This window comes from Kitasatospora sp. NPDC058115 (assembly GCF_042884635.1).
Taxonomy (GTDB): domain Bacteria; phylum Actinomycetota; class Actinomycetes; order Streptomycetales; family Streptomycetaceae; genus Kitasatospora.
In genome coordinates, this window is the sequence record NZ_JBHVTL010000011.1 from 105,237 (window position 1) to 130,959 (window position 25,723).

Annotated in this window: 9 protein-coding genes; 3 read left to right on the forward strand and 6 right to left on the reverse strand. The window is 76.4% G+C overall.

Annotated elements, in window-relative coordinates; genetic code table 11:
- Positions 1-11 precede the first annotated feature (11 nt).
- The 4 genes from ACFVVL_RS14130 to ACFVVL_RS14145 are packed head-to-tail and all read right to left on the reverse strand — an operon-like array spanning position 12 to position 17,809.
- Positions 12-3,386 carry an amino acid adenylation domain-containing protein gene (locus tag ACFVVL_RS14130; RefSeq protein WP_387674684.1) on the reverse strand — a complete coding sequence of 1,125 codons (3,375 nt, stop codon included), beginning with the start codon at positions 3,384-3,386 and terminating at the stop codon, positions 12-14.
- Positions 3,379-6,729, reverse strand: a complete 3,351-nt coding sequence (locus ACFVVL_RS14135; RefSeq protein ID WP_387674687.1) for a type I polyketide synthase — start codon at positions 6,727-6,729, stop codon at positions 3,379-3,381. Before ACFVVL_RS14135 ends, ACFVVL_RS14130 begins: the two co-directional genes overlap by 8 nt.
- On the reverse strand, positions 6,726-11,405 hold the full coding sequence (locus ACFVVL_RS14140; protein ID WP_387674690.1) for a beta-ketoacyl synthase N-terminal-like domain-containing protein: 4,680 nt from the start codon (positions 11,403-11,405) through the stop codon (positions 6,726-6,728). Before ACFVVL_RS14140 ends, ACFVVL_RS14135 begins: the two co-directional genes overlap by 4 nt.
- Positions 11,406-11,410: 5 nt before the next feature.
- The gene (locus tag ACFVVL_RS14145) at positions 11,411-17,809 is read right to left on the reverse strand and encodes an SDR family NAD(P)-dependent oxidoreductase (RefSeq protein WP_387674693.1); all 6,399 of its coding nucleotides are present in this window, start codon (positions 17,807-17,809) and stop codon (positions 11,411-11,413) included.
- 531 nt (positions 17,810-18,340) lie between these two features.
- Here ACFVVL_RS14145 and ACFVVL_RS14150 point away from each other — a divergent pair.
- The gene (locus ACFVVL_RS14150; RefSeq protein WP_387674696.1) at positions 18,341-18,991 is read left to right on the forward strand and encodes a LuxR C-terminal-related transcriptional regulator; all 651 of its coding nucleotides are present in this window, start codon (positions 18,341-18,343) and stop codon (positions 18,989-18,991) included.
- A 25-nt stretch (positions 18,992-19,016) separates the two neighbouring features.
- Here the strand turns inward: ACFVVL_RS14150 and ACFVVL_RS14155 are convergent, their stop codons facing one another.
- Entirely contained in the window at positions 19,017-19,973 is a 957-nt protein-coding gene (locus ACFVVL_RS14155) for a LuxR C-terminal-related transcriptional regulator (protein ID WP_387674699.1), read from the reverse strand.
- A 739-nt stretch (positions 19,974-20,712) separates the two neighbouring features.
- Between ACFVVL_RS14155 and ACFVVL_RS14160 the strand changes: the two genes are divergently transcribed.
- A complete protein-coding gene (locus ACFVVL_RS14160) occupies positions 20,713-23,454 on the forward strand; it encodes an SdrD B-like domain-containing protein (RefSeq protein WP_387674701.1) in 2,742 nt (913 codons plus the stop codon).
- Between the two features lie 140 nt (positions 23,455-23,594).
- On the forward strand, positions 23,595-24,395 hold the full coding sequence (locus ACFVVL_RS14165; RefSeq protein WP_387674704.1) for a hypothetical protein: 801 nt from the start codon (positions 23,595-23,597) through the stop codon (positions 24,393-24,395).
- A 23-nt stretch (positions 24,396-24,418) separates the two neighbouring features.
- On the opposite strand, the gene ACFVVL_RS14170 is transcribed toward ACFVVL_RS14165, so the two are convergent.
- Entirely contained in the window at positions 24,419-25,717 is a 1,299-nt protein-coding gene (locus tag ACFVVL_RS14170) for a right-handed parallel beta-helix repeat-containing protein (RefSeq protein WP_387674707.1), read from the reverse strand.
- Positions 25,718-25,723 lie beyond the last annotated feature (6 nt).

Here is a 25,723-nt window from a genome sequence, read left to right on the forward strand (position 1 = left end):
ACATCGGTCCCTCAGGAACGGGCGCGGCGCGCGGCCGCCTGTTGCCGCCGGGCACCGGCCCGGCGTCGGTGTTCCGCGCGTTCGCGCGCGTCCGGTCCGGGGGCCGCGGACGGCTCCCCCTCGGACCGGTTCAGGTGGGCGGCCAGCGAGGCCACCGTCGGGTGCTGGAACAGCTCGACCATCGAGACCAGGTGCCCGGTGTCCGAGGCGAGCAGCGAACGCAGCTCGGCCATCAGCAGGGAGTGCCCGCCGAGGTCGAAGAAGTTGTCGTGGGCGCCGACCCGCTCGATCCCCAGCACCTTGCGCCAGAGCCCGGCGAGCGTGCGTTCCAGACCGGCCCCGGGCGCGGCGAACGGCTCCTGCGCCCGTCCGCCCTCCGGCTCCGGTTCCGGCAGCGCGGCGCGGTCCACCTTGCCGCTCGGGGTGAGCGGCAGGGCGTCCAGCACCGCGAACGCGGCGGGCACCATGTACCCGGGCAGCTGCCCGCGCAGATGGGCCGCCAGCTCGGCGGGCCCCGGCGCCGCGGCGCCGTCGGCCGCCGTCAGATGGGCGACCAGCCGGACGTCCCCGGCCCGGTGCTCCCGGGCCGTCACCACCGCCTCGCGCACCCCGGGGTGCGCGGTCAGCACCGCCTCGATCTCGCCCAGCTCGATCCGCAGGCCGCGCAGCTTCACCTGGTGGTCCAGGCGTCCCAGGAACTCCACCGCGCCGTCCTCGCGGAACCGCGCGAGGTCCCCGGTCCGGTACAGCCGGGCCGCCGGGTCCGGGTCGAACGGGTCCGGCACGAAACGCTCGGCGGTCAGCTCCGGGCGGTTCAGATAGCCGCGGGCCAGGCCCCGGCCGCCGATGTGCAGTTCCCCGGGCACCCCGACCGGCACCGGGCGCAGCGCCCCGTCCAGCACGTGGATGCGGGTGTTGGCGATCGGCCGGCCGATGGGCACCGGGCGGCGCGGGTCGCCGTCCGCACGGCAGGTCCAGTGGGTGACGTCGATGGCCGCCTCGGTCGGGCCGTACAGGTTGTACAGCCGGGCCCCGCTGCGGGCCAGGAACCGGTCCTGGAGGTCGCGCGGCAGCGCCTCGCCGCTGCACACCACCCGGCGCAGGCTGGTGCACTCCTCCACCGGCTCCTGGAGGAAGGCCTGCAGCATGGACGGCACGAAGTGCACCGTCGTGATCCGCTCCGCCCGGATCGTCCGGGACAGGTAGCCCGGGTCCCGGTGGCCCTCCGGGCGGGCCAGCACGAGCGTCGCCCCGGCGGCCAGCGGCCAGAAGAACTCCCACACCGAGACGTCGAAGGAGAACGGCGTCTTCTGCAGCACCCGGTCGTCCGCGTCCAGCCGGTAGGCGTCCTGCATCCACAGCAGCCGGTTGTGAATCGCCGCGTGCACGTTCATCACGCCCTTGGGCAGGCCGGTGGAGCCCGAGGTGTAGATGACGTAGGCGAGGTCCTCGCCGCCCACCTCGACGTCCGGGGCGGTGTCCGGGGCGTCGCCCGGCGCGGCCTCGAACTCCTCGACGCACAGCACCTCGGCCCCGGCCTCGGGCAGCCGCCCGAGCACCCGGCGCTGGGTGAGCAGCACCGGCACCCGGGCGTCGCGCACCATGTGCTCCAGCCGGGCGGCCGGCAGCTCCGGGTCCAGCGGCAGGTACGCGCCGCCCGCCTTGAGCACCGCCAGCAGCGCCACCACCAGCTCGGGCGAGCGCTCCATCCCGACGCCGACCACGACGTCCCGGCCCACGCCGAGCCCGCGCAGCCGGTGCGCCAGCCGGTTGGCCCGCCGGTCCAGCTCCCGGTAGCCGACCGACCGCCCCTCGAAGCGCAGCGCCTCCGCCTGCGGGTGCAGCCGCGCGCGCTCCTCGAAGGCCTGGTGGATCCAGCCCTCCGCGGCCGGCCACTGCCGCGCGGTGGCATTGAACTCCTCGACGACGAGCCGCCGTTCGCGCTCCGTCAGCAGCTCCAGCTCGTCCACCGGCCGGTCCGGCGCCGCCACCGCCTGCTCGGCGATCCGGCGGAAGTGCGCGGCCAGCCGGACGACCGTGGACTCGTCGAACAGGTCGCGGTCGTACTCGAACCAGCCGCTCAGCCCGCCGTCCCGGTCGAAGGCCTGGAGCTCCAGGTCGAAGCGGGCGCCGCCGCTGCGCACCAGCACCTGCTCCAGCCGCGCACCGCCCAGGGTGAGGTCCGGCACCGCCTCCCGGCCGTAGGCGAAGCTCACCTGGTACACCGGGGGGCGGCTGAGGTCGCGGGCGGTGCCCAGCTCCCCGACCACCAGCTCGAACGGCACCTCCTGGTGCTCGTAGGCCCCCAGGCAGGCGGCGCGGACGCGCTCCAGCACCTCACCGAACGTCGGCTCGCCGTGCAGCTCGGTGCGGATCGGCAGGGTGTTGACGAAGTAGCCGATCAGCGGCTCCAGTTCGGGCCGGTCCCGGACCGCCGTGGGCACGCCCACCACCACGTCGCGCTGCCGGCTCCAGCGGGCGAGCAGCACGGTGAAGACGGCCAGCAGCGCCATGTAGGTGGTCGCGCCGCGCCGGTGGGCGAACGCGGCCAGCTCCCGCATCAGCGGCTCGGGCAGCTCGAACGGCAGGGCGCCGCCGTGGAAACCCTGCACGGCGGGCCGCGGCCGGTCCGTCGGCAGCTCCAGCGCGGCCGGCGCCCCGGCCAGCCGCTCCCGCCAGTACGCCAGCTGCCCGTCCCAGCGGCCGCGTTCCTGCTGCTCGCGCTGCCAGACGGCGAAGTCCGCGTACTGCACCGGCAGCTCCGGCAGCGGCGAGGGCCGGCCCTCGGCGAACGCCGCGTACAGCGCGGCGAGTTCGGACAGCAGCACCCAGAACGACCAGCGGTCCGAGACCAGGTGGTGCAGCGCCAGGGCGAGCACCGACTCGTCCTCGCCGGTGCGCAGCAGGGTCAGCCGCACCGGCGGCCCGGTCTCCAGGTCGAACGGCTCGCCGACCGCCACCGCGGTGATCCGCTCGTCCAGTTCGGCCGCGCTCAGCCCGGTGTCCCGCAGGTCGATCTCCGGCAGCTCCGGCGCCGCCGCCGGCCGCACCAGCTGGACCGGGCGGCCCTCGCGCAGGCCGAAGCCGGTGCGCAGCGCCTCGTGCCGGCGGACCACCTCGGCGAACGCCGCGCGCAGCACCCCGGCGTCCACCGGGCCGCGCACCCGCACCGCGCCCGGCACCACGTACGCCGGGTTGGCGGGGCGGACCTGCTCCAGGAACCACATGCCCTGCTGGAACACCGAGAGCGGGAAGACGTCCTCGGCGGGGGCCGCGTTCCGCCTCTCGGCGAGCAGCTGCTCCAGGCGGGCCCGCTGCTCCGGGGTCAGGGCGGCCAGCCGCCGGTCGAGCTCGCCCGGCCCCGTGGTCTGCGCCGTCTCAGCCATCGGAACGCTCCGTCTCGCCGGTGACCTGGTCCAGCAGGGCGAGCAGTTCGGCGTCGCGGTCGCCCGCGCGGGCCGCCCGGCGGATCGGCGCGCTGTCCTCCGCCCGCTCCGGGCCCGGGGCGGCGGCCAGCTCGCCGACCACCTGCCCGGCCAGGCTCCGCACGGTCGCGCCCTTGAGGAAGTCGGCCACGGTCACCTTGACGCCCAGCCGGGCCTGGATCTCGTTGCGCAGCTCCACGGCCATCAGCGAGTCCAGCCCGAGGGCGGACAGCGGTGCGTCGGGGTCCACGGCGGCCGCGCGCGAGCCCAGGGCGGTGCGCACCCCGGCGGTCAGCCCCGCCACCAGGGTCTCCACGCGCCGTTCGGCGGGGACCCGCGCCAGCTCCTCGGCGGTGGGCAGCGCGCCGGCCGCGGCCCGGCCGGGCGCCCCGGGCGGCGGCGCCGGCTGCTCGCGCCGGGGCCGGTCGGCGGTGCGGGGCGCGGGGGCCCGGCGGACCGTCCGGTCCGCGCGGTCCGGGCGGCCGGGCCGGGGCGCACGGACCTCGGTGACCTCGCCGCTCGGCTCGTGCCAGCAGCGGGTGGCGGCGAACGGGTAGTGCGGCAGCGGGGTGCGGGCCCGCGCGTAGTCGCGGTCGAACCCGGCCCAGTCGACCTCGGCCCCCTCGACGTACAGCCGCCCGAGGCTGCCCAGCAGGACCTCCCAGTCGTCGAACTTGGGCCGCAGGCTGGGCAGCATCAGCACGTCGTCACCGGTCAGCACCTCGCGGACCAGGCCCAGCAGGGTCGGCGCCGGGCCGACCTCCAGGAAGGTGCGGTAACCCAGCTCGTACAGCGAGCGCACCCCGTCGGCGAAGAGCACCGGCTGCCGGGCGTGGCCCAGCCAGTAGTCGGTGTCCAGCGGCCGGTCCCACGGCCAGAGCCGGCCGGTCAGGTTGGACACCAGCGGCAGCCGCGGGGCGCCGAAGGCGACCTTCTCCAGCGCCGTCCGCAGCGGCTCCAGCACCGGTTCGACCAGCGGGGAGTGCGAGGAGGTGGAGATCCGCAGCCGGCGCACCTCGGCGCCGCGCGCGGTGAACACCTCGCAGATCGCGTCGACGACCTCGCGCACCCCGGAGACGGTGGTGTTCGCCGGGCCGTTGACCGCGGCCACCGCCACCAGCGCGGCGTCATGGCGGGCGACCTCCGCGGCGACCTCCTCCACCGGGGCGGAGACGGCGGCCATCGCCCCGGCGTCGGCGAGCCGCTGGAGCAGCCGGCCGCGCTCGGCGACCAGCCGCAGGCCGTCCTCCAGCGGCATCGCGCCGGCGAAGCAGGCCGCGGTGTACTCGCCGAGGCTGTGCCCGACGACCGCGGCCGGCTCCACGCCCCACGAGCGCCACAGCTCGGCCAGCGCGTACTCCACGGCGAACAGGCCGGGCTGGGCGAACTCCATGGTGTTGATCAGCTCGCCGTCCGCCTCCGAGGCCGGGTACACGGCGGAGAGCAGCGGCGCCGGCAGGACGTCCCGCAGGATCTCGTCGCACTGCTCCAGGGTGCGCCGGAAGGACGGCTGGGTCTCGAACAACTGCCGGGCCATTCCGGCGCGTTGCGGGCCCTGGCCGGTGAACAGGAAGACCGGCTCGGCGGCCGTGCCCGGCCCGGCGTCCCGGGCGGTGCCCAGCAGCAGGCCCTCCCCGGCGTCGTCGCGCACGAAGTCCGCCAGCCGGTCGGCGAGTTCCCCGGCGCAGGAGCCCACCGCGGCGAGCCGGTGCGGGAAGTGCGAGCGGCCGGTGTTGGCGGAGAAGCAGAGGTCGGGCGCGTCCAGCGGCCCGGCCGTCGCCAGCCGGTCCTGGTAGCGGCGGGCGAGCTTGAGCAGCGCGCCGCCGCTCTTCGCCGACAGGGCCAGCACGGACAGCGGGCGGGCGCCGTCCGGCTCCGCCGCCGGGCGCTCGGGCGCCTGCTCCACGATCAGGTGGGCGTTGGTGCCGCTGAAGCCGAAGCTGCTCACGCCCGCCGTCCGGGGCCCCGACGCGGCCGGCCACGGGGTGAGCGCGGTCGGCACGGCGAAGGTGGTCCCGTCGAAGGAGATGTGCGGGTTCAGCTCGCCGAAGTGCAGGTTCGCCGGGATCAGCCCGCGCTCCACGCAGAGCGCGGCCTTGATCAGCCCGGCGATCCCGGCGGCCGCCTCCAGATGGCCGAGGTTGGTCTTCACCGCGCCCAGGTAGAGCGGCTCGCCCTCCTCGCGGCCGTAGACCTCGGCCAGCGCCGCCACCTCGATCGGGTCGCCCAGCTTGGTGCCGGCGCCGTGCGTCTCGATGTACCCGAGCCGGTCCGGGCCCACCCCGGCGGCGGCCAGGGCGTGGCGGAACACCTCGCGCTGGGCCGCGCCGTTCGGCGCGGTCAGCCCGGAGCTGCGGCCGTCCTGGTTGACGGCCGAGCCGCGGATCACCGCGAGCACCCGGTCGCCGTCGCGCTCGGCGTCGGAGAGCCGCTTGAGCACCACCACGCCGCAGCCCTCGCTGCGGACGAAGCCGTTGGCCGCCGCGTCGAAGGTCTTGCAGCGGCCGTCGTCGGCGAGCATCTCCGGGAACTGCGAGAAGGAGATCGCCGCGTCGGGGGAGACCACCGCGTTGACCCCGCCGGCCATCGCCAGGTCGCACTCGCCCAGGCGCAGGTTCTGGCAGGCCTGGTGCACGGCGACCAGCGAGGAGGAGCAGGCGGTGTCCACCGAGACGCTCGGGCCGCGCAGGTCCAGCAGGTAGGAGAGCCGGCCGCTGGCGATGCTGTGGGCGACGCCGGTGCTGGCGTGGGCGGTGATGTCGGCGGGCTCGCGGAACAGCAGCCCGGCGTAGTCGTTGCTGCAGATGCCGAGGAACACCCCGGTGCGGCTGCCGGCCAGCGCGTGCGGAGCCTGCCCGGCGTCCTCCAGGGCCTCCCAGGCGACCTCCAGCACCAGGCGCTGCTGCGGGTCCATGGAGACGGCCTCGCGGCGGGAGATGCCGAAGAACTCGTGGTCGAAGCGGTCGATCCGGTCCAGGAAGCCGCCCCAGCGGGTGCTGTGCCTGCCGGGGGTGCGCGGCCGCTCGTCGTACAGCGCCTCGACGTCCCAGCGGTCGGGCGGGATCTCGCCGATCGCGTCGCTGCCGGCGGTGAGCAGGTCCCAGTAGGAGTCCGGGTCGCCCACTCCGCCGGGGAAGCGGCAGCCGGCGCCGATGATGGCGATCGGCTCGGTCCGCGCCCGCTCGTGGGCGTCGATCCGCTGCTGCATCCGTTCCATCGTCAGGAGGGCGCGCTTCATCGCCGTCATGGACGCGGACCGGTCGTCGGGCGCGGCGGGCCGGGTGGTGCTGTCGCTGGTGGTCATCGTCCCTGTCCCCGGTCGGTCGGATCGGCATCGGCGTCGAACTGCGCGGTCTTGGCGAGGAGGAGCGCTTCGAGCTCGCTCTCCGAGAGCCCGTCGAGGTCGACGGGGGCGGCGCCCTCCCGGGCGGCGGCGGTCTCCCCGGCGCCGGAGGTCTCCCGGACGCCCGTGGGCGGGGCCGCGGCGGGCCGGCTCGTCCCGGCCGGGGCGGCGGCCTCCAGCGGGATGCCCATCCGCTCGGCGAGGAAGGGCACCAGCGCGTCCAGCGTCGGGTACTGCCAGCCGAGCGTGGCGGGCAGCGGCACGCCGAGCGACAGCTCCAGCCGGGTGCGCAGCTCCAGGGTGCGCATGGAGTCGAAGCCGAGACCGGCCAGCGGCGCCGAGCTGTCGATCGCGGCGGCGTCCGCGCCGGGCCCGTCGAGCACCCGGGCGGCCAGCTCCCGGCAGTGCCGCACCAGGACGGCGCGTCGGCGCCGGCCCGGTTCGACCTCCAGCATCAGGCGGCGGACCGCCTCCCCGCCGTCGGAGTCCTCGCCCGGGGCGCCGTCGCCGGCCGCCGACGCCCGGACGATCGTGGCCGGGCTGCCCAGCAGCCGGGCCAGCGAGCCGAGGCCCTCGCCGTCGACGCTCAGGGCCGGCAGCCCCAGGGCCCGGCGGTGCGCGGCGAGCGCGTCCAGGCAGGCGCCGAGGGCCGTGTCGCGCCCGGCCCCGGTGGCCGGGTCGCACAGCACGAAGAAGTCCAACGCGCTTTCGGCCGTGGCGAGGTGGAGCTGCCAGGCCTCGGCGGCCCGGGCCGCCGAGGCGTCCGTCGGGTCGTCCTCGCCGGCGCCGTCCCGCGGGGCGCTCGCGAGGTGCACCACCCCGGCCACGTCCAGGCCGGCCAGCAGCGCGGCGGCCTCCCCCGGCCGCGCCAGGTCCGCGACCGGCAGCGCCACCTCCACGCCCCGGGCACGCAGTCCCGCCGCCGCCTCGGCGGCCCCGGCGGCGTCCGCGCCGGGGGAGCGGAGCAGCACGATCCGGCGCGCGCCCAGCTCCGCCAGCCGTCCGGCGGCCGCCAGCGCGGCGGGCGTCGTCCCGCCGGTCACCAGGTAGCCGGCCCGGTCCGCCCGGACGACCGCCGGGCTCGGCGGCACCGCGATCTCCGGCGCCGGCTCCGGGCGCAGCACCAGCTTCCCGAGGTGGCGGGCCTGGGCCATCGCGGCGAACGCCTCCCGCGCCTCGCCGAACGGGCGGGCGGTGACCGGCAGCGGCCCGAACTCCCCGCTGTCGAAGCCCTGCACCACCTCCGCGAACAGCTCGGCGAGCAGCTCCGGCTGCGCGTGGAAGGTGTGGTCGAGGTCGACCGCGAACAGCGCCCGGTTGCCCTTGAGGTGGCCGAGGCCGATCGGGTTGTCGTCGAAGATGTCGCGCTTGCCCAGCTCGACGAAGCGGCCGCCCGGCGCCAGCAGCGCCAGGCCGCGCCGCAGCGCCTCGCCGGTCAGCGAGTTGAGCACCACGTCGACCCCGCGCCCGGCGGTCGCCTCGGCGACCTCGTCGGCGAAGGCCGTCGAGCGGGAGTCCATCACCCTTTCCACACCGCCCAGTTCGCGCAGGAAGCGGCGCTTGTCCGGCGTCCCGGCGGTGGCGAACACCCGGGCCCCGCGACGCCGGGCCACCGCCAGCGCGGCCAGGCCCACCCCGCCGCTCGCCGAGTGGATCAGCACCGTCTCGCCCGCCCGCAGCCGGGCCAGGTGGTCGAGCCCGTAGACGGCGGTCAGGAAGGCGACCGGGACGGCCGCCGCCTGCTCGTCGTCCAGCGCGGCCGGCCGCGGCGCCACCAGGTGCGCCTCGGTGGTGGCGTACGCCGCCAGCGCGGACGGCACCACGGCCATCACCCGGTCGCCGGGCCGGAAGCGGTCGACGCCCGCGCCGACCGCACTGACCCGCCCGGCGCACTCGACGCCCAGCGGGACGCTCCCGGCGGCGCCCGGATAGGCGCCCATCGCCTTGAGCACGTCGCTGAAGTTCAGCCCGGCCGCCGCGATCTCGATCTCCACCTGGCCGGGGCCGGGCGCGGTCCGCTCCCAGCGGGTCGGCGTCAGGCTCTCCAGGAGGCCGGGCCGCACCGCCAGGATCCGGTGGTTGGTGTCCAGCTCCGGGTCGAACGGCCGCCGCTGCCACCCGGGTTCGGTGCCGTCCGCGGAGTCCTGCGGCACCCGCACCGGCACGTAGCGGGCCGGGCCGCGCAGCGCGGCGGCCGGCTCCCCGGCGGGGCGCAGCAGCACGTCCAGCAGCCGGGCGGGGTCGTCGCGGCCCGGGTCCGGGTCGAGGTCGACGACCAGCGGGTGCGGCGTGCCGGGCGCGGCCGCGGCCGCGGCCGCGCCGCGCAGCAGTGCCTGGGCCGGGTCGGGCGCCGGATCCCGCTCGCTGACCCGCTGCGCGCCGCGGGTCAGCAGCGCGAGGCGCGGGGCACCGGGCAGGCCCTCCCCGGCCAGCTCCCGGAGCAGCTGGAGCACCGGGCGCACGGCGCGTGCGCGCTCCTCGGTGAGCGGGAACGGCGCGGGCCCGTCCGGCCGGGGGCCGGGGGCGTCCAGGCCCCAGGCGTGGACCACCCCGGCCCACGGCCCGTCGCCCTCCGCGCGCAGCTCCTTGAGCAGGGCGGTGAGGTCCTCGGGGCGGCGCGGGTCTAGCTCGTGGCGCAGCGCGTCCAGCCGCCGGGACCGCTCGCCGGGGGTGACGGTCACCGCGCTGCCGTGCCGGGCCGTCAGCTCGGCGCCCAGCGCCTCGCCGACGCCCGTGCGGTCGGCGAACACCAGCCACCGGCCGGGGGCGCCGGCCGGGGCCTCGTCGGCGCCGTCCCCGGCGGGGGCCCACTCCAGCGCGAACAGGGCGTGCCGGCCCTCCGCGGGCGCCTCGGCCACCGGAGGCACGGGCGCGGCCACGGGCACGGCCACGGGAGAGGACGGGCCGGCCGGCTCCGGCGCGTACCGGCGGCGCTGCCACGGGTAGTTCGGCAGGTCCAGCACGGCCCGGGACGGCGCCGTCGCGACGTCCTCCGCGCCGTCGCCGCCGTGCTCGCGCTCGGAGAGCTCCACCCCGGACGGCGAACCGCCCCCGGCGAGCCCCCGGAGGGCCCGCAGCGCGGCGCCCCGGTCCCCGGCCGCGATCCGCGCCCGCAGCCGGTGCCGGGCCCGCCCGGCGCCCGCCGTGTACGCGAACGCCGGGTAGTCGGCGTCCGTCAGCCCGGCGAGCCGGTCGTGCAGGGCGCCCGCCAGCGCCCGCAGCGCCTCCGGGGTGCGGGCGGACAGCTCGAAGCCGTCGACCGGTCCCGCCGGCACCGCGCCGCCGTCCTGCTCCTCGGCCGCGCCCACGACCACCTGGGCGTTGGTGCCGCCCATGCCGAAGGCGCTGACCAGCGCGTGCCGCCCGGCGCCCCTCGGCCACGGCCGCAGCGCCGTCGGCAGGGTGATGCCGGTGCCCTCCAGGTCGATCAGCGGGTTGAGGGTGGCGAAGTTGGCCAGCGGCGGCACCTCGCGCCGCCGCAGGCACAGCACCGCCTTCACCAGCCCGATCACCCCGGCCGCCGACTCCGGGTGCCCCAGATTGCCCTTCACCGAGCCGACCGCCAGCTCGGCCCCGCCGTTGCGGCGGCCCAGGGCGGCGGCGATCGCCTCCATCTCGATGGTGTCCCCGAGCGAGGTGCCCGTCCCGTGCGCCTCCACCAGGCCGATGTCGGCGGGCGTCAGCCCCGCGTCCGCCAGCACCGCCTCGGTCAGCGCGACCTCCGACAGCACGTTGGGCGCCGTGAAGCCGGTCGACCGGCCGGTCTGGTTCACCGCCGAGCCGTGCACCACCGCGTGCACCCGGTCGCCGTCGCGCCGGGCGTCCTCCAGCCGCTTGAGGACCAGCACACCGCAGCCCTCGCCCCGGGTGAAGCCGTTCGCCCGGGCGTCGAACGGGCTGCACCGCCCGTCCGGCGAGAGCGTGCCCGCCAGCTGGTGCAGCCGGGTCGCCCGCGGCGACAGCACCAGGTTCACCCCGCCGGCCAGCGCCACGTCGCACTCCCGGCGGGCCAGCGCCTGACGCGCCAGGTGCACCGAGACCAGCGAGGACGAGCAGGCGGTGTCCACCGTGATGGCCGGACCGGCCAGCCCCAGCGCGTACGCGACCCGCCCGACCGTGAAGCAGTGGCCGTTGCCGCCCGCCCAGTGGGTGTCCAGCTCCCCGCTGTGCCAGTCCCAGTACTCCTGCCCGGTGACGCCGACGAACAGCCCGGTGCGGGCCGCGTCCAGCCGGTCCGGCGGGAGCGCCGCGTTCTCCAGCGCCTCCCAGGCGACCTCCAGCAGCAGCCGCTGCTGCGGATCGGTGCCGCGGGCCTCCTCGGCGCCCATGCCGAAGAACTCCGCGTCGAAGTCCATCACCTCGTCCAGGAAGCCGCCGGTGTGCGGCAGCCGCTCCCACTCGGCGGCGAACGGCCCGCGCCGCCCGGCCGGAAGCGGGCCCACCAGGTCCCGGCCCCCGGCCAGCGCCGACCAGTAGCCGTCCAGGTCGGCGATGCCGCCCGGCAGCCGCAGGCCGATGCCGACCACGGCCAGCGGGCCGGTGCCGCTCGCGGCGTCCAGCTGCGCCCGCAGCTTGCGGACCGTGTCCAGCGCCCTGGTCAGCGGCGTGGGCGCGGTGGGCGTCTGCTGATCCGTCATCGCGCTCAGCCCTCGCCGTCGGTGGCCGCGTCCGCCGGGGCGTCCTCGCCCGCCTGATCGCCGAGCAGCCGCTCGGCCAGCACCGCGGACAGCGCCCGGGGCGTGCCGTACGTCCACAGCAGGGTCGGCGACAGGCGCAGCCCGAACGCCGCCTCCAGCCGGTTGCGCAGCTCCAGGCCCATCAGCGAGTCCAGCCCGAGCGACTTGAACGGCGTGTCCCGGTCGACCGCCCCGGTGTCCAGCCGCAGCACCCGGCCGGCCAGCTCCTGCACCTTGGCCTCCAGCAGCTCCGGCCAGCGCTCCTCGGGCGCGGCCCGCAGCTCGGCGAGGAAGGCCGCGCCCGCGCTGCTGCCGCCGCCCCCGTGCCGGGCCAGCTCGCGCAGCGCGCTCCAGCTCTCCAGCGTCACCGCGTCGGGGTACGCCTCCAGGTACTGCCGCAGGTCGATCGGCACATAGGCGACCACCTGCTCGTCACCGCCCAGGAAGCCCTCCAGGGCCCGCCAGGCCTCCCCGGTGGAGAAGCCGGCCATGCCGCGCTCCGCCAGCCGGTTGCCGCGGTTGTCCTCCGCGGCCGCCAGGCCGACGTCGCTGAACGGCCCCCACTGCACGCTCAGCGCCGGCCGCCCGCGCCGCCGGCGGGAGACCGCCAGCGCGTCCATGAAGGCGTTGCCCGCCGCGTAGGCCGCCTGCCCGGCGTTGCCGAACAGCGCCGCCGCCGAGGAGAACAGCAGGAAGAAGTCCAGCGGGTCGTCCGCGGTCACCGCGTCCAGGTTGGCCGCGCCGTCGACCTTGGGCGCCAGCACCCGGTGCAGCTGCTCCGGCGTCAGATTGAGCACCGTCGCGTCGTCCAGCAGACCGGCCGCGTGCGCCACGCCGCGCAGCGGCGGAAGCTGCTCGTGCACCCGCCGCACCGCCGCCGGGTCGGCGACGTCCGCCGCGAAGACGTCCACCCGGGCGCCGCGCGCCCGCAGCGCCTCGATCCGCGCCACCGCGTCCTCGCGCGGCGCCGATCGGCCGACCAGCGCCAGCCGGCCCGCGCCCCGTTCGGCCATGAACTCGGCCAGCGACAGACCGAGCGCGCCGAGGCCGCCGGTGATCAGATAGGTGCCGTCGCCCCGGAACCGGCCGTCGCGCAGCGGCTCCGGTGCCACCTCGCCGACCGTCGCCGGGTCACGGAGCACGAACTTGCCGATGTGGTTGCCGCGCGCCATCTCCCGCATCGCCTCGGCGGCCTGCGCGAACGGGCGGCTCAGCACCGGCAGCGGCCGCAGCCCGCCCTGCTCGACCCGCTCCCACACCTCGGCGAACAGCCGGGTGAACAGGGCCGGACGGCGGGCGATCACGCCCGCGAGGTCCAGGGAGGCCAGCGAGATGCCCTTGCGGAAGGCGTCCAGGGCCAGCGTGCGCCCGCCGTAGATGTCGGCCTTGCCGACCTCGACGAACCGCCCGCCCTCGGCCAGCACCTCAAGACCCAGCGGGATCGCCGCGCCGGTCAGCGAGTTGAGGACGACGTCCACCCCGCGGCCCCCGGTCGCCCCGCGCACGAGGCCCGCCCAGGAGAGGTCCCGGGAGTCGAAGACGTGCCGGACGCCCAGCGCGCGCAGATGGGCGCGCTTCTCCTCGCTGCCCGCCGTGGCCACCACCTCGGCGCCGAGCAGCCGCGCCACCTCGATCGCCGCCAGGCCCAGGCCGCCGGCCGCCGAGTGGATCAGCACCGTCTCGCCGGGCTGCAGCGAGGCCAGGTGCCGCAGTCCGTACCAGGCGGTGATGGTCACCGCCGGGAACGCCGCCGCGTCCTGCGCGGACATCTCCGCCGGCACGGGCTGCGCGTGGTCGGCGAGCACCGTCCAGTGGGTGGCCAGCGCGCCGCCGCTGGTGCAGGCGACCACCCGGTCACCGGGGGCGAAGCGGGTCACGCCCTCGCCGGTCCTGGTCACCACGCCCGCGCCGTCCAGGCCGAGCAGCCGGGCGTCCGCCGACGGGTCGGGGTAGGTGCCCATCACCTTCATCACGTCGATGAAGTTCAGCGCGGCCGCGTCCACCGCGATCTCGATCTCCCCGGCGCCGGGCGCCCGCCGCTCCAGCGGGCGGAACGCCAGGCCGTCCCAGGTGCCCTGACGGTCCGGGGCGAGCCGGAACGGCTGCGCCGCGCCCGTCCGCCAGGCCGGCCGGGCCGGGCCCGCCGGGGCGTCCGGCGCCGCCGCGCCGCGCACCAGCCGGCCGACCAGCCGCTCGCCGCCGTGCAGCACCACCTGGTCCGCGCCGTCCTCGGCGGCCAGCTCGCCCGCGCACCGCGCCGCCCAGCCGTCGTCCGCCGCGGCCACGTCCACCAGCACCGGGCGCAGCTCCGGGTGCTCACCGCGCAGCACCCGGGCGAAGCCCCAGTACAGCGCCGCCCCCGGATCGCCCTCGCCGGGCGCCGACGCCGGCAGCTGCGCGTCGGCGGTCACCACGACCAGCCGGGGCACCAGCGGGCGGGTCGCACAGGCACGCACCAGCGCGGCCAGCGCCGCCAGACCCGCGCGCTGGGCGGCCGGGCCGGCGTCCGCGCGCGGCGCCACGAAGACCACCCCGGTCAGGCCCTCGACGGAGGCCAGCCGCTCCTCCCAGGCCCCGGTGTCCCCGGCCGCCCCGCCGTCCACCACCCGGGCCTGCGCGGTGCCGCCGAGCGCGCCCAGCGCCTCGGCCAGTTCACCGGCCCGCGACCGGGCCGCCGTGCCACCGGCCGCCTCGACCGCGCACACCGCCCAGCGGCCGGGAGCCGCGGCCCCGCCGTCCTCCGCCGCCCCGCCGTCCTGCGCGCCCTCCGCGCCCTCCGGTCGGGCGAGCGGCCGGAACTCCATCCGGTGGATCCGCTCCGCGTCCGCCGCGCCCGGGTCGGCCGAGGCCGCCAGGGCCCGCATCCGCAGCCCCAGCAGGCTCAGCACCGGCCGGCGCGCTGCGTCGAACAGGAACAGGTCGACCTCCTCGCCGCCGTCCCGGCGCACGGCGTGCGACCAGAGCGCGGTGACCGGCTCCGCCAGGTCCGTGTGCAGGTGGATCCGCCCCACCCCCACCGGCACCGCCGCCTCGTCACCGGGGAACAGCGGGATCGACGCCTGCAGCGCCGCGTCCCACAGCGCCGGGTGCAGCCGGTGCGGGTAGCCGGAGACCAGCAGCCCCTCCGGCAGCCGCACCTCGGCCAGGCTCTCCGCGGCGTCCCCGCGCAGACCCACCACGCCCCGGAACGCCGGACCGTAGTTCAGCCCCCGCGCCGCGCAGTCCGCGTAGAACTCCCCGGCCGGCGCCGCCTCCAGACCGAGCATCCGCTCGGGGAAGGACGGCAGTTCGCGCGCCGTGTCCTCGGCCAGCACCCGCGCCGTGGCGTGCCGCACCCAGCCCTGCGCGCCCGGCTCCAGCGAGGAGAGGGTGAAGCTGCCGCCGCCGGTGACGTCGTCCCGCCAGCCCAGCGCCACCGTCACCGGCTCGTCGGTGAGGGTGAGGTGGCTGTGCAGACCGACGTCGGCGAGCGTGCGGTGCGCCCCGCCGGTGCGGGTCAGCGCCGTGCGCAGCGCCAGCTCCAGCATCGCGGTGCCGGGCAGCACCACCGCGTCGTACACCCGGTGGTCGCTCACCCAGGGCAGGTCGGCCGGGGCCAGCTCCAGCGTCCCCGACCAGGCGCCCTGCTCGGTCACCGACGGCACCAGCTGCAGCGCGTCCCCCGCGCCGCCCGCGGTGCGCCGGCGGGCCGGCTCCACCCAGTGGGCGGTGCGCTGCCACGGGTACGGCGGCACCGGCGCCCAGGCCGACCGGGGCAGCGCGCCGAACGGCTCCAGACCGCTCACGTACGCCCGCGCCATCGACTCGCGCAGCATGCCCGGCGAGCCCTGGTCGCGCCGCAGCGTCGACAGCACCTGCGGCGGGACGGGCCGCTGCGCGGCCAGCTGCTCCAGCGCCGGGGTGAGCACCGGGTGCGGGCTGATCTCCACCACATGGGTGACCCCGGTGTCGAACAGCCGCTCCATCGCGTCGGCGAACAGCACCGGACGGCGCAGGTTGTCCACCCAGTACCGGGCGTCCAGCTCGGGGCCCTCCAGCGGCGCCACCCGGACCGTCGACATCAGCCCGACGGTGCCGCGGCCCGGGCGCACCGACCGCAGGGCCGCCAGCAGGTCGTCCTCCAGCTCGTCCATCTGCGGGCTGTGCGAGGCGTAGTCCACGTTGACCAGCCGGCAGAAGGTGCCCTCGGCCTCCAGCAACTCCTTGAGCGCCAGCACCAGTTCGGTGTCCCCGGAGAGCACGCAGCTGTTCGGCCCGTTGTTCACGGCCAGCGAGACGCCCTCCTCGAAGCCGGACAGCGCCGCCTTCGCGGCGTCCAGCGAGAGGTCCACCGCCAGCATCCGGCCCTTGCCCGAGGTGCGCCGGGCGATCGCGCTGCGCCGGGCGACCACCATCGCGCCGTCCTCGTAGGAGAGGATGCCCGCGGCGGTGGCCGCGGTGACCTCGCCCTGGCTGTGGCCGACCACGACGTCCGGCTCCACCCCGGCCGCCCGCCACACCTCGCACAGGCCCAGCGAGACGGCCCACAGGGTCGGCTGGAGCATGTCGATCCGCGACAGCCACTCCTCGCCGGCCTCGCCCGAGACGACCTCCACCAGGTTCCAGTCGGTGTACGGCTCCAGGGCCTTCGCGCAGCGGCGGATCACGGCGGCGAACACCGGGTCCGAGGCGAGCAGTTCACGGCCCATGGCGTGCCACTGGGAGCCCTGGCCGGGGAAGACGAAGGCGGTGCGCCCGTGCGGCGCGGCGCGTCCGGTGACCACCCCGGCCCCGGCGGCGCCGGGGTCGGCGGCCAGCCGCTCCAGGTGCCCGGCCGCCTCGTCGGCGCCGGCGGCGGTGACGGCCGCGCGGACCGGGAACTGGTCGCGCTGCCAGGCGAGGGTGCCGGCCAGCTCCGGGAGCGCGGCGGCGCCGGAGACCAGCACCTCGCGCAGCTCGCGGGCGCGCTCGGCGAACGCCTGCTCGTTGTGCGCCGACACCGGCAGCAGCACCGCGCGGTCCGCCGCGGCCGGCACCGCGCCGTCCGGCACCGCGCCGTCCGTCGCGGCGGGGGCGGGCACGGGGGCGCCCGGCGCACCGGTCAGCACCACGTGCGCGTTGGTGCCGCCCCAGCCGAAGCTGCTCACGCCGAGGAACACCTGCTCGCCGGCGGGCAGCGGCAGCGGCTCGCGGACCACCGTCAGGTTCAGCTCGTCGAAGGCGATGTCGGGGTTGAGCTCGGCGGAGTGCAGGCTCGGCGGCACGACCCCGTGACGCAGCGACAGCAGCGCCTTGAACAGCCCCGGGATCCCGGCGGCGGCCTCCAGGTGGCCGATGTTGGTCTTCACCGAGCCGATCGGCAGCGGGCCCGCGTCCGCGCTGCGGGCCTGCCCGAGGACCCGGCCGACGGCGCCGGCCTCGATCGGGTCGCCGACCGCGGTGCCGGTGCCGTGCGCCTCCAGGTAGGCGACCCGGTCGGCCGGGATGCCCCACTGCCGGTAGGAGTCGCGCAGCAGCCGCTCCTGGCCCAGCGGGCTGGGCGCGACGACGCTCTGGCCGCCGCCGTCGTTGTTCACCGCCGTGCCGGCGATGACGCCGTGGATCCGGTCGCCGTCGGCGAGCGCGCGGGCGACGGTCTTCACGTACAGGGCGCCGACGCCCTCGCCGCGCACGAAGCCGTTGGCCCCGGCGCCGAAGGCCTTGCAGCGGCCGTCGGGGGAGAGGCCGCCGAAGTAGGTCAGACCGATCGAGGCGGTCGGGTCGAGCATCAGCGCGACGCCGCCGATGATCGCGGCGTCCACCTCGCCGGCGCGCAGCGCCTGGGCGGCGAGGTGCGCCGCGACCAGCGCCGAGGAGCAGCCGGTCTCCACGACCAGGCTGGGGCCGGTGAGGCCGAGGAAGTAGGAGACCCGGGCGGCGATCATGTCGAGCGCGTAGCCGGGGGCGGTGTGCTGGGTGACGCCGCTGCCGCTCTTGCGGCCGACGTGCTCGTAGTCGTGCCAGCCGGCGCCGACGAAGACGCCGGTGCGGGTGCCGGCCAGCGCGCGGGCGGGCGTGCCGGCGTCCTCCAGGGCCCGCCAGGCGGCCTCCAGCATCAGCCGCTGCTGGGGGTCGAGCATCTCGGCCTCGCGCGGGGAGATGCCGAAGAAGGTGGCGTCGAACCGGTCGACGTCGTCGAGGAATCCGCCGACGGCCTGGATCTCCCGCTGCGGGTCGAGCTGGGCGGTGGCGTCCCACCGGGCGGCGGGGACGGGACGGATGGCGTCGCGCCGCTCCGTCATCAGCCGCCAGAAGCTCTCGACGTCGGGGGCGTCGGGGAACCGGCCCGCCATGCCGACGACGGCCAGGGCCTGGGTCGGGTCCTGGACCACAGGGTCTGTGTGCATGTCCTCTTCCTCCGGCATCCGGGGTGAGCGGGCTTCGGGCGTGGCCGGGTACCCGGCCGGGGCGTGCGGGGGCGCACGGGCGGACGGGGACCGGTCGGCGCGGGCAGGGATCGGGGCCTGCGGGGCGCGCGGGCGGTGGTGGGCGTCGGGGCGGACGGCGGTCGGGGTGACGGATGGGTGCGGATGGGCCGGGCGGGGCGGACGGGCCCAGCGCGGCAGTCGGTCACCAGTGCGCATCGTGGTCCTGGTGGGTGACCGGCGACAAGGCTTCGACCTGCTTCCACTGACGTTTGTCACGTCCCTCTCCCCGGGCACCGGGTCGCCCCCCGGGGCCGGGATAGGTTGAGGGGTCGGCGGATGACACGCGTAGATCCGCGGCTCCGCCGGCTCCTCGGGTCCTGCCGCGGACATGTCCTCACCCGGACATTCGCAACCCGTCGACGGGGCCGGACGGCCGGCCGCACACTGGGCCGCGGCCGAAACGATCACCAGGAGTGTCCCGTCCCAGGGACCCTCGGGGGAGACCTGATGATGACCATTCGTGTATTGGTAGCCGACGAGCAACTCCTGCCCCTGGACGCGATCGCCGAGGTGCTGGCGTCCGTCAAGGACTTCGAGGTCGTCGGCGCCGTGAGCCGCAGTTCGATGATCGTCCCGGTCGCGGTGCGCCGCCGTCCGGACGTGGCGGTGCTGGGGATGGGCCCCACCCAGGGCGGCTTCCGGCTGGTGCGGGAGCTGGGGCGGCGCCTGCCCGACTGCCGGGTCGTCATCATGACGGCCCGGCCCACCCGGACGCTGGTGGACCGCGCGGTGTCCGCGGGCGCGCGGGGCGTCGTCACCAAGCAGACGAAGATCCCCTGCCTGGTCGACGCCATCCGGGACGCCGCCGTCGGCAGACCGGCCGGCAGCAGACCGGCGGCCGGGAGACCGGCGGCGGGCCACGTGCCGGAGCCGCCGGCCCGCCCGGCCGCCCCGGCGCCCGTCGCCGAACAGATCCTGAGCGAGCGCGAACGGGAGATCCTGCGGCTCACCGCCACCGGCGCCTCCGTCAAGGAGGTCGCCCGCGAGCTCTACCTCGCGGCCGGCACCGTGCGCAACCTCACCTCGGGCGCCATGCGCAAGCTCGACGGACGCAACCGCTTCGACGCCGCCCGGATCGCCTCCGAACGCGGCCTGCTGTAGCGCACGGCCGCCCGTGGACCGCGGGTCAGGGCGCCGCAGCCGCCGGCGCCCGCCACGGTTCGTGCTCCAGCAGCCCGAGCCGGGTGGCCCGCACCATCGCGGTGAGCCGGTTGTCGGTCTCCAGCACCCGCAGGATCTCGGCGACGAAACGCCGCACCGTCCGGTCCGAGTAGCCGAGGTGACGGGCGATCGCCTTGTCGGTCGCCCCCGAGGCCATCATGTGCAGCACCAGCCGGTGGGTGCCGGAGAGCACCTGCGCCGGATCGTCGGCCCGCCGCCGCCGGGTGTACGGCGCGGCCGTCGACCAGCTGTGCTCGAAGACCCGGGTGAACACCTGCGCCAGCAGTCCGCAGTCGATCACCACGTGGCGGCGCGGGCCCCCCGGCTGGGAGCGGGTGACCACCTTCTCCCGGTCGACGATGACCAGCCGCAGCGGCAGCGACTCGGCGGTGCGGACCTCGGCGCCGGCCTCCTGCAGCGCGTCGACGTACTCGACGACCGCCGGACTGCCCAGGGCGGAGGCGGGCGCCACCACCCGGCACTGGACACCCCGCTTCAGCAGCTCCACGTTCTCGTGCACGGACGGCTGCAGCGGCTCCGGCTCCGCCGCGTGCGGCAGCATCACCGCCACCTCGGAGCGGCTGGCCGCGTGCAGTTCCCCGAGCCGGCGCAGCAGGTGCTCGCGCGAGTCGACCACCTCGACGGCCGAGCTCCCCGCGGCGGCGGGCGGACGGGCCATCAGGCCGTCGGCGAGGTCGGAGATGAGGTCCTGCGCGCGGGTGAACTCGGCCAGCCGCTCCTGCTGGTCGGCCACCAGCCGTCTGAGCACCCGCTGCGGCGGATCGACCGGCGAGTCCGGATCCCGGTCCAGCAGCCCGTGCCCGGCCAGCCAGTCCACGGCCTCCCGGACGTCCTCGGAGCAGGCGCCGAGCCTGCGGGCGACCTCCGCCGGATCCGTGCGGCCCTCTTCGGTGCGAAGCATCGCGTGGTAGACACGGTACGCAAAGCGAGCATTGGTCCCGGTTGCCGCCGTCATCGCCTTGAACTCCAACCGTAGATCCGGTTCACGCGTGGGAATGTCTCGGGGAACACCGGGGGAGACCGATTCCCCCGGACTTGGGTGGCGACACTACTGCAAGGACTTGACTGGTCAAGGGTGCCGGGGTTGAACTCCAGGCGTTCCCAGCGGAGTGACGTTACGTCAGTGTTTCGCTCCTTACGTGCCGTCCGCGTCCGGCCCCCGGGAACCGCGCCGCGCGGGCCGTCGCAGCGGAGCAGTTCGTCTCCCGGGCCCCGGCCCGCCCGCGCGGGACGACCGGCCGGTGGGGCGCGGCGGTCTCCGGCGTCGGCAGTGCCACCCGGGCCGGATCCGGGAACGCCGGCTCCGCCGCGCCCCGTCCGGACCCCCGCACGACCCGGCCACTCACCGCCGTCGCCCCCGCGGACGTCACGGCCGGCGCACCGGCGGCCGAACACCTCTCCGCACGACGGAACGTCTGATCTGTCGTCAAAGTTCCTGGTTTTCCTGCGAACTTGTGTGAAGTCCCTTTAAGCTCCCCTTAACAATGACGGCTTTCCGTCACACGCGCACTCCCGCACGGAGTCGGGGCGGCAGGCCCAACTGTCTGATGAGAGCAGGGATGACGACGACACATGATCAGGAAACCGGTGCCGCGCGCGGCCCGGGACGGCGGCCACCGGGTCCGGTCGGCCGCCGCACCGTGGGGGGCGCCGCGGCGCTGCTCCTCGGAATCGGGGCGTGCTCGCTGCTGGCTGCCCCGGCCGCGTTCCCGCAGCCGGCCGACGGCACGGTGACGGTCCGCGTGGTGCGGGCCGTGGACACCGACGGCGTGTGGCAGGCCGCGCTGGAGCCCGGCATGGCCGGCGTCAGGGTGACCCTCACCGACGACGCGGGAGCGGTCGTCGAGGGCACCACGGCGGCCAACGGCACGGTGACGCTGACGCCCGGCACCAAGCTCACCGGCGGCAAGTACCGCGTCCAGGTGGTGAACCCGAAGCCGGGCACGCTCCACCCGGCGTTCGCCTCCCGGAAGGGGCTGGAGGGCGCGCCCACCCAGCTCAGCAGCAACGAGGAGTTCGTCGACGTCACCGGCGGCAAGAACGTGGAGCTCACCACCGGGCTCTGGAGCCCCGGTGACTACTGCCAGAAGAACGCCCCCCTGGTGACGGCCTGCCAGCCCACCACCCGCGAGGGCGGGGCCCAGCGCACGCTGGTCTCCTTCCCGTACAGCGCGCGCGGCCAGGAGGGCGTGGACGTCAAGGCGACGAACCTCGCCACCAACGCCGACACCGGCACGCTCTACGGCATCGCGTGGAACAAGGCCGACCGGCGGGTGTTCTCCTCGGCGGTCGCCAAGCGGGCCACGGACTACGGTCCCGGCGGCGCGGGCGGGATCTACGTGACCGACGTGGAGACCAAGAGGACCACGCTGTTCACCACCGTCCCGAACACCGGTACCACCGCCCACGGCGGCGGCACCGACGACGGGTTCATCGGGGCTCCGGGCAAGGAGAGCCTGGGCGGCATCAAGGTCACCGACGACGGCAAGGACCTCTTCGTCGTCAACCTCCACGACCGCAAGCTCTACCGCTACGACGCCACCGCGCCCACGGCCTCCGCGCCGAAGGCGGCCTACCCCGTTCCGGACCCGGGCTGCCCGGCCGCCGTCGACTGGCGTCCGTTCGGCCTCGGCCTCCAGGACGGCACCGGCTACCTCGGCGGCGTCTGCTCGGGCGAGTCGACCGGAAAGGCCTCCGACCTGCGTGCGGTGGTGCTGCCGTTCGACCTGGCCACCGGGGCGTTCGCGGCGCCGGTCCTGAACCAGCCGCTGGACTACCCGCGCCAGTCGACCGTCGGGGGCGGTGCCTGCGACGGCGCTGCCTGGTTCCCGTGGACCGACACCTGGCCGACCTCGCAGAACGGCAACCCCTGCGGTTCCACCCTCATCGCCCAGCCCGAACCCGAGCTGGGCGAGATCGCGTTCGAGACCGACGGCTCGATGCTGCTGGCCTTCCGCGACCGCTTCGCCGACCGGGCGCCGTCCGGTGTCCCCTACTCCACCGTGATGTCGGGCGGTGACCTCAACAAGGCCTGCCCGGCGAACGGCGGCTACGTGATGGACACCAACAACGGATGCGGACTGGCCCCCCGGGGCACCCGCTTCTTCGACACCGCCTGGGGCGGTCACCGCAACACGGCGTTCGCGGGCATGGCGGACTCCAAGGTCGAGAACACCATCGCGACCTCGGCGTTCGACCCCAACCACACCGCCCTCGGCTACGGCACCTCGTTCCTCCAGCGGGACGGCAAGCAGGACCCGAAGTTCGGGTTCCGGCTCACGCCGAAGGACGAGGTGTCCCCGTTCGGCAAGGGCGCCTCGATGGGTGACCTGGAGGTGCTCTGCGACCAGGCCCCGCTCCAGATCGGCAACCGGGTCTGGTACGACCCCGAGCGCAGCGGCATCCAGCGCCCGGGCCAGAAGCCCGTGCCCGGAGCGACCGTCAACCTCTACGACGAGACGGGGAAGCTCGTCGGCACCACCAGGACCACCGAGCGCGGTGAGTACTACTTCGACGACTCCAACGTCACCGGCGGCCTCAAGCCCCGGACGAAGTACACCGTCCGGCTGGACAACCCCGCCGACTACGCCAAGGGCGGCCCGCTCCACCAGTGGGTGCCGACCGACGCGGACGCCGGCGACAACGCGTTCATCAACTCGAAGGGCATCGTCCCGGCGGGCGGGCAGTACGCCGAACGGGCGCTGACCACCGGTGGACCGGGCGAGAACGACCACACCTTCGACTTCGGCTTCCGGCAGCAGGAGGGCGCGCTGCGCCTGGTCAAGCACGACCAGGACGGCAAGCCGCTGGCGGGCGCGAAGTTCCGCCTGTGGAAGGAGAGCAACGGCACCGACGGGCTGCAGAGCACCGGTGACAAGCCCGACACGGCGGTCGGCGACCCCTGCACCACCGGGGCCGACGGCATCTGCCTGGGCAGCGGTGTGGTGGGCTCGTACTACTGGCAGGAGGTGAGCCCGCCGGAGGGTTACTCCGCGCCGGAGAAGACGGTGTTCGGGCCGCTGGTGCTGAACGCCGACAACCTGGCCGCCGGAGTCGAGGTGACGGCCGTCAACCGGCTGATCCCGACCCCGACGCCCAGCCCGACGGCCACCCCGACGCCGACGTCGACGCCCACCGAGACGCCGACGCCGACGCCCACCCCGACGCCGACGCCGACGGCTCCGCAGACCCAGGCGCCGGCGCTGCCGTCCCCGGCCGCGCCGCCGCCGCCGGCGCCGGCCGCCCCCGCCCCCGGATCGCACCTGGCCAACACCGGGGCGAACGAGGGCATCCCGGTGATGGCCGCCGGTGCGGGCACGCTGACCGTGCTCGGCGCGGGCCTCGTGCTGCTGGCGCGCCGCCGCCGGACCCGGCAGCAGTAGCCCGACCCCGGTGGCGCACCCCCGCCCGTGCGGGGGCGTGACGCCGGAACCAGGGCGGGTCCGGGGACCACGGGTCCCCGGGCCCGCCCGTCTGTTGTGACCGACCGGTTCGACGAGAGAGAACGAGAGAAGGCAGGCGCATGGCCCGGAAGACGAAGGCCGACATCCCCGAGGCGAGCCCCGGGCCGGGCCGCCGCCGGGCCGTCTGGCTCAGGAGCCTGGTCGCGCTCGCGGTGTGCGCCGCCGCGGGCGGCCTGGTCGCCTACCGCTCCGTCTCCGACGAGCCGGGGGAGCGGCCGGTGACCGTCGACGAGGCCTCCCGGCTGGCCCTGTCGCGCCTCAACCTGTTCGAGGCCAGCCCGGTCGCGGTGACCCTCACCGCCTCCGAGGGCGGCGGCGTCGGAGTCCGGGTCGAGGGCGTCGTCGACTACCGCACCCGCCGGGGCACCGGCCGCTACCAGGTCACCGGGGCGAACGGCCCGCTCGACCACGGCCTGGTCGTCTGGGACGCCGGCGGCCTCGGGCTCGCCCCCGAACCGGCCGGCGCCGACGGCCCGGCCTGGCAGCAGGCCGAGCACGTCCCCCGCCAGGGCTGGTCCCCGCGCAGCTACACCGCCGACCCGCTGGACGCCGGGCTCCAGCTGATCGTCCAGCTCGGCGCCGACCGGCCCGACAACCCGCTGCTGCTCGCCCAGTCCGGCGCCCGTTGGCTCGGCCGCGACCGGCTGGACGGCCGCGAGCACGACCGGTTCGCCGGACCGCGCGCCCAGGGCGCCGCGCCCGACGGCGAGCGGTCGCCGCTGACCTACTGGGTCGACGCGGACGGCGCGCTGCGGCGGGTGACGATGCGGATGCCGGGCCTGGGCACCCCGAGCACGGTCGAGTTCGGCGGGCGCGACGACACCGCCAAGCTCCCCGAGGCGCCCTGGCTCACCGGCTGACCGCCGGCCCGCCGACTCGCCGGCTACCCGGCAGGCCGCGGCGGCACCGCCGCGGGATCCGTCGGCAGCGGGTACGCCGCCGGGTCCACCGCCCCCGGCAGGCCGGTCGCCGGACGGGCGGGCGCCGCCGGGTCGGTGAGCGACGGCTGCGCGGACGGCGCCGGCACCCGGCTGAACGGCACACCGGGCGGCGCCTGGACCGGCGCCGGGCGCCCGGCGGCCAGCGGCCCGCGCCCCGCTCCGCCGCACGCCGCCGCGGCCTCCAGGCCGTCCGGGCTCTGCGTCACGGGCCGGTTGCCGCCGAAGCAGTTGGCCGGGTCGACGGAGGCGAGCACCAGATCGGCGCCGTTGCCGTCCACCTGGTTGCCCTCGACCCGGTTGCCGCTCGCCGGGTGGCCCGCCGGATCGGTGACGATCACCCCGGCCGCCCGGTTGCCCCGCACCAGGTTGCGCTCCACCCGGTTCTCCGTGCCGCCGCCGATCCCGATGCCGATGCCGAAGCCGCCGTCCGCCTGCTGCGGCGAGTCGGCGGCGTTGTTGTCGACGACCACGTTGCCCGCGATCACTGCGCCGTGCTGCGGGGCCAGCGCCTCCAGGTCGTTGGAGTTCACCGTGACGCCCACCCGGTTGCCCGCCGCGCGGTTGCCCAGGATCGACAGGTTGTCCGAGGCGTTGGTCAGCTCGATGCCGACCGCGTTGCGCTCCACCGTGTTGCCGCGCACCAGGGTGTCGCAGGGCTTGCACTGGCCGACGTAGATGCCGGAGTCGGCGTGCCCGGAGGCGTAGGACTCCTCGATCACCCCGGCGCGCGCGTCGAAGGCGTAGATGCCGTACAGGCCGTTGTTGTACGCCGTCACCCGGGTCGCCCGGAAGCCCTCCACCGGGGGGAAGCGCCGGGTGTCCAGCGGGTCGTACGCCGAGCCGCCCGCGCCGCGCTGCTGCAGCTTCTCGTCGGTCACCCCGGTGAACAGCACGCCGTTGGCCAGGTAGCCGTGCACGGTGAGGTTCTCCACCACCGTGCCGGGGCCGGTGGCGGTGATGCCGTTGGCCAGCTTCAGCCCGCCGTCGAACACCACCGCGGAGCGGTCCGTGCCGCGCAGCACCACGTTCCGACCGGTGACGCGCACGCTCTCGCGGTAGGTGCCGGGGCCGATCAGCACCGTGTCGCCCTCGCGGGCGACGTCCACCGCCTTCTGGACGGTCGGGAAGTCCTCCGGTACGCGGACCACGCTCCCGGCCGGATGCCTGGCGTCCTCCGCGGCCGGGCCGGAGGAGGAGCACCCGGCGGCCGCCAGGGCGACCGCGACGACCAGCGAGGTCACAGCGGT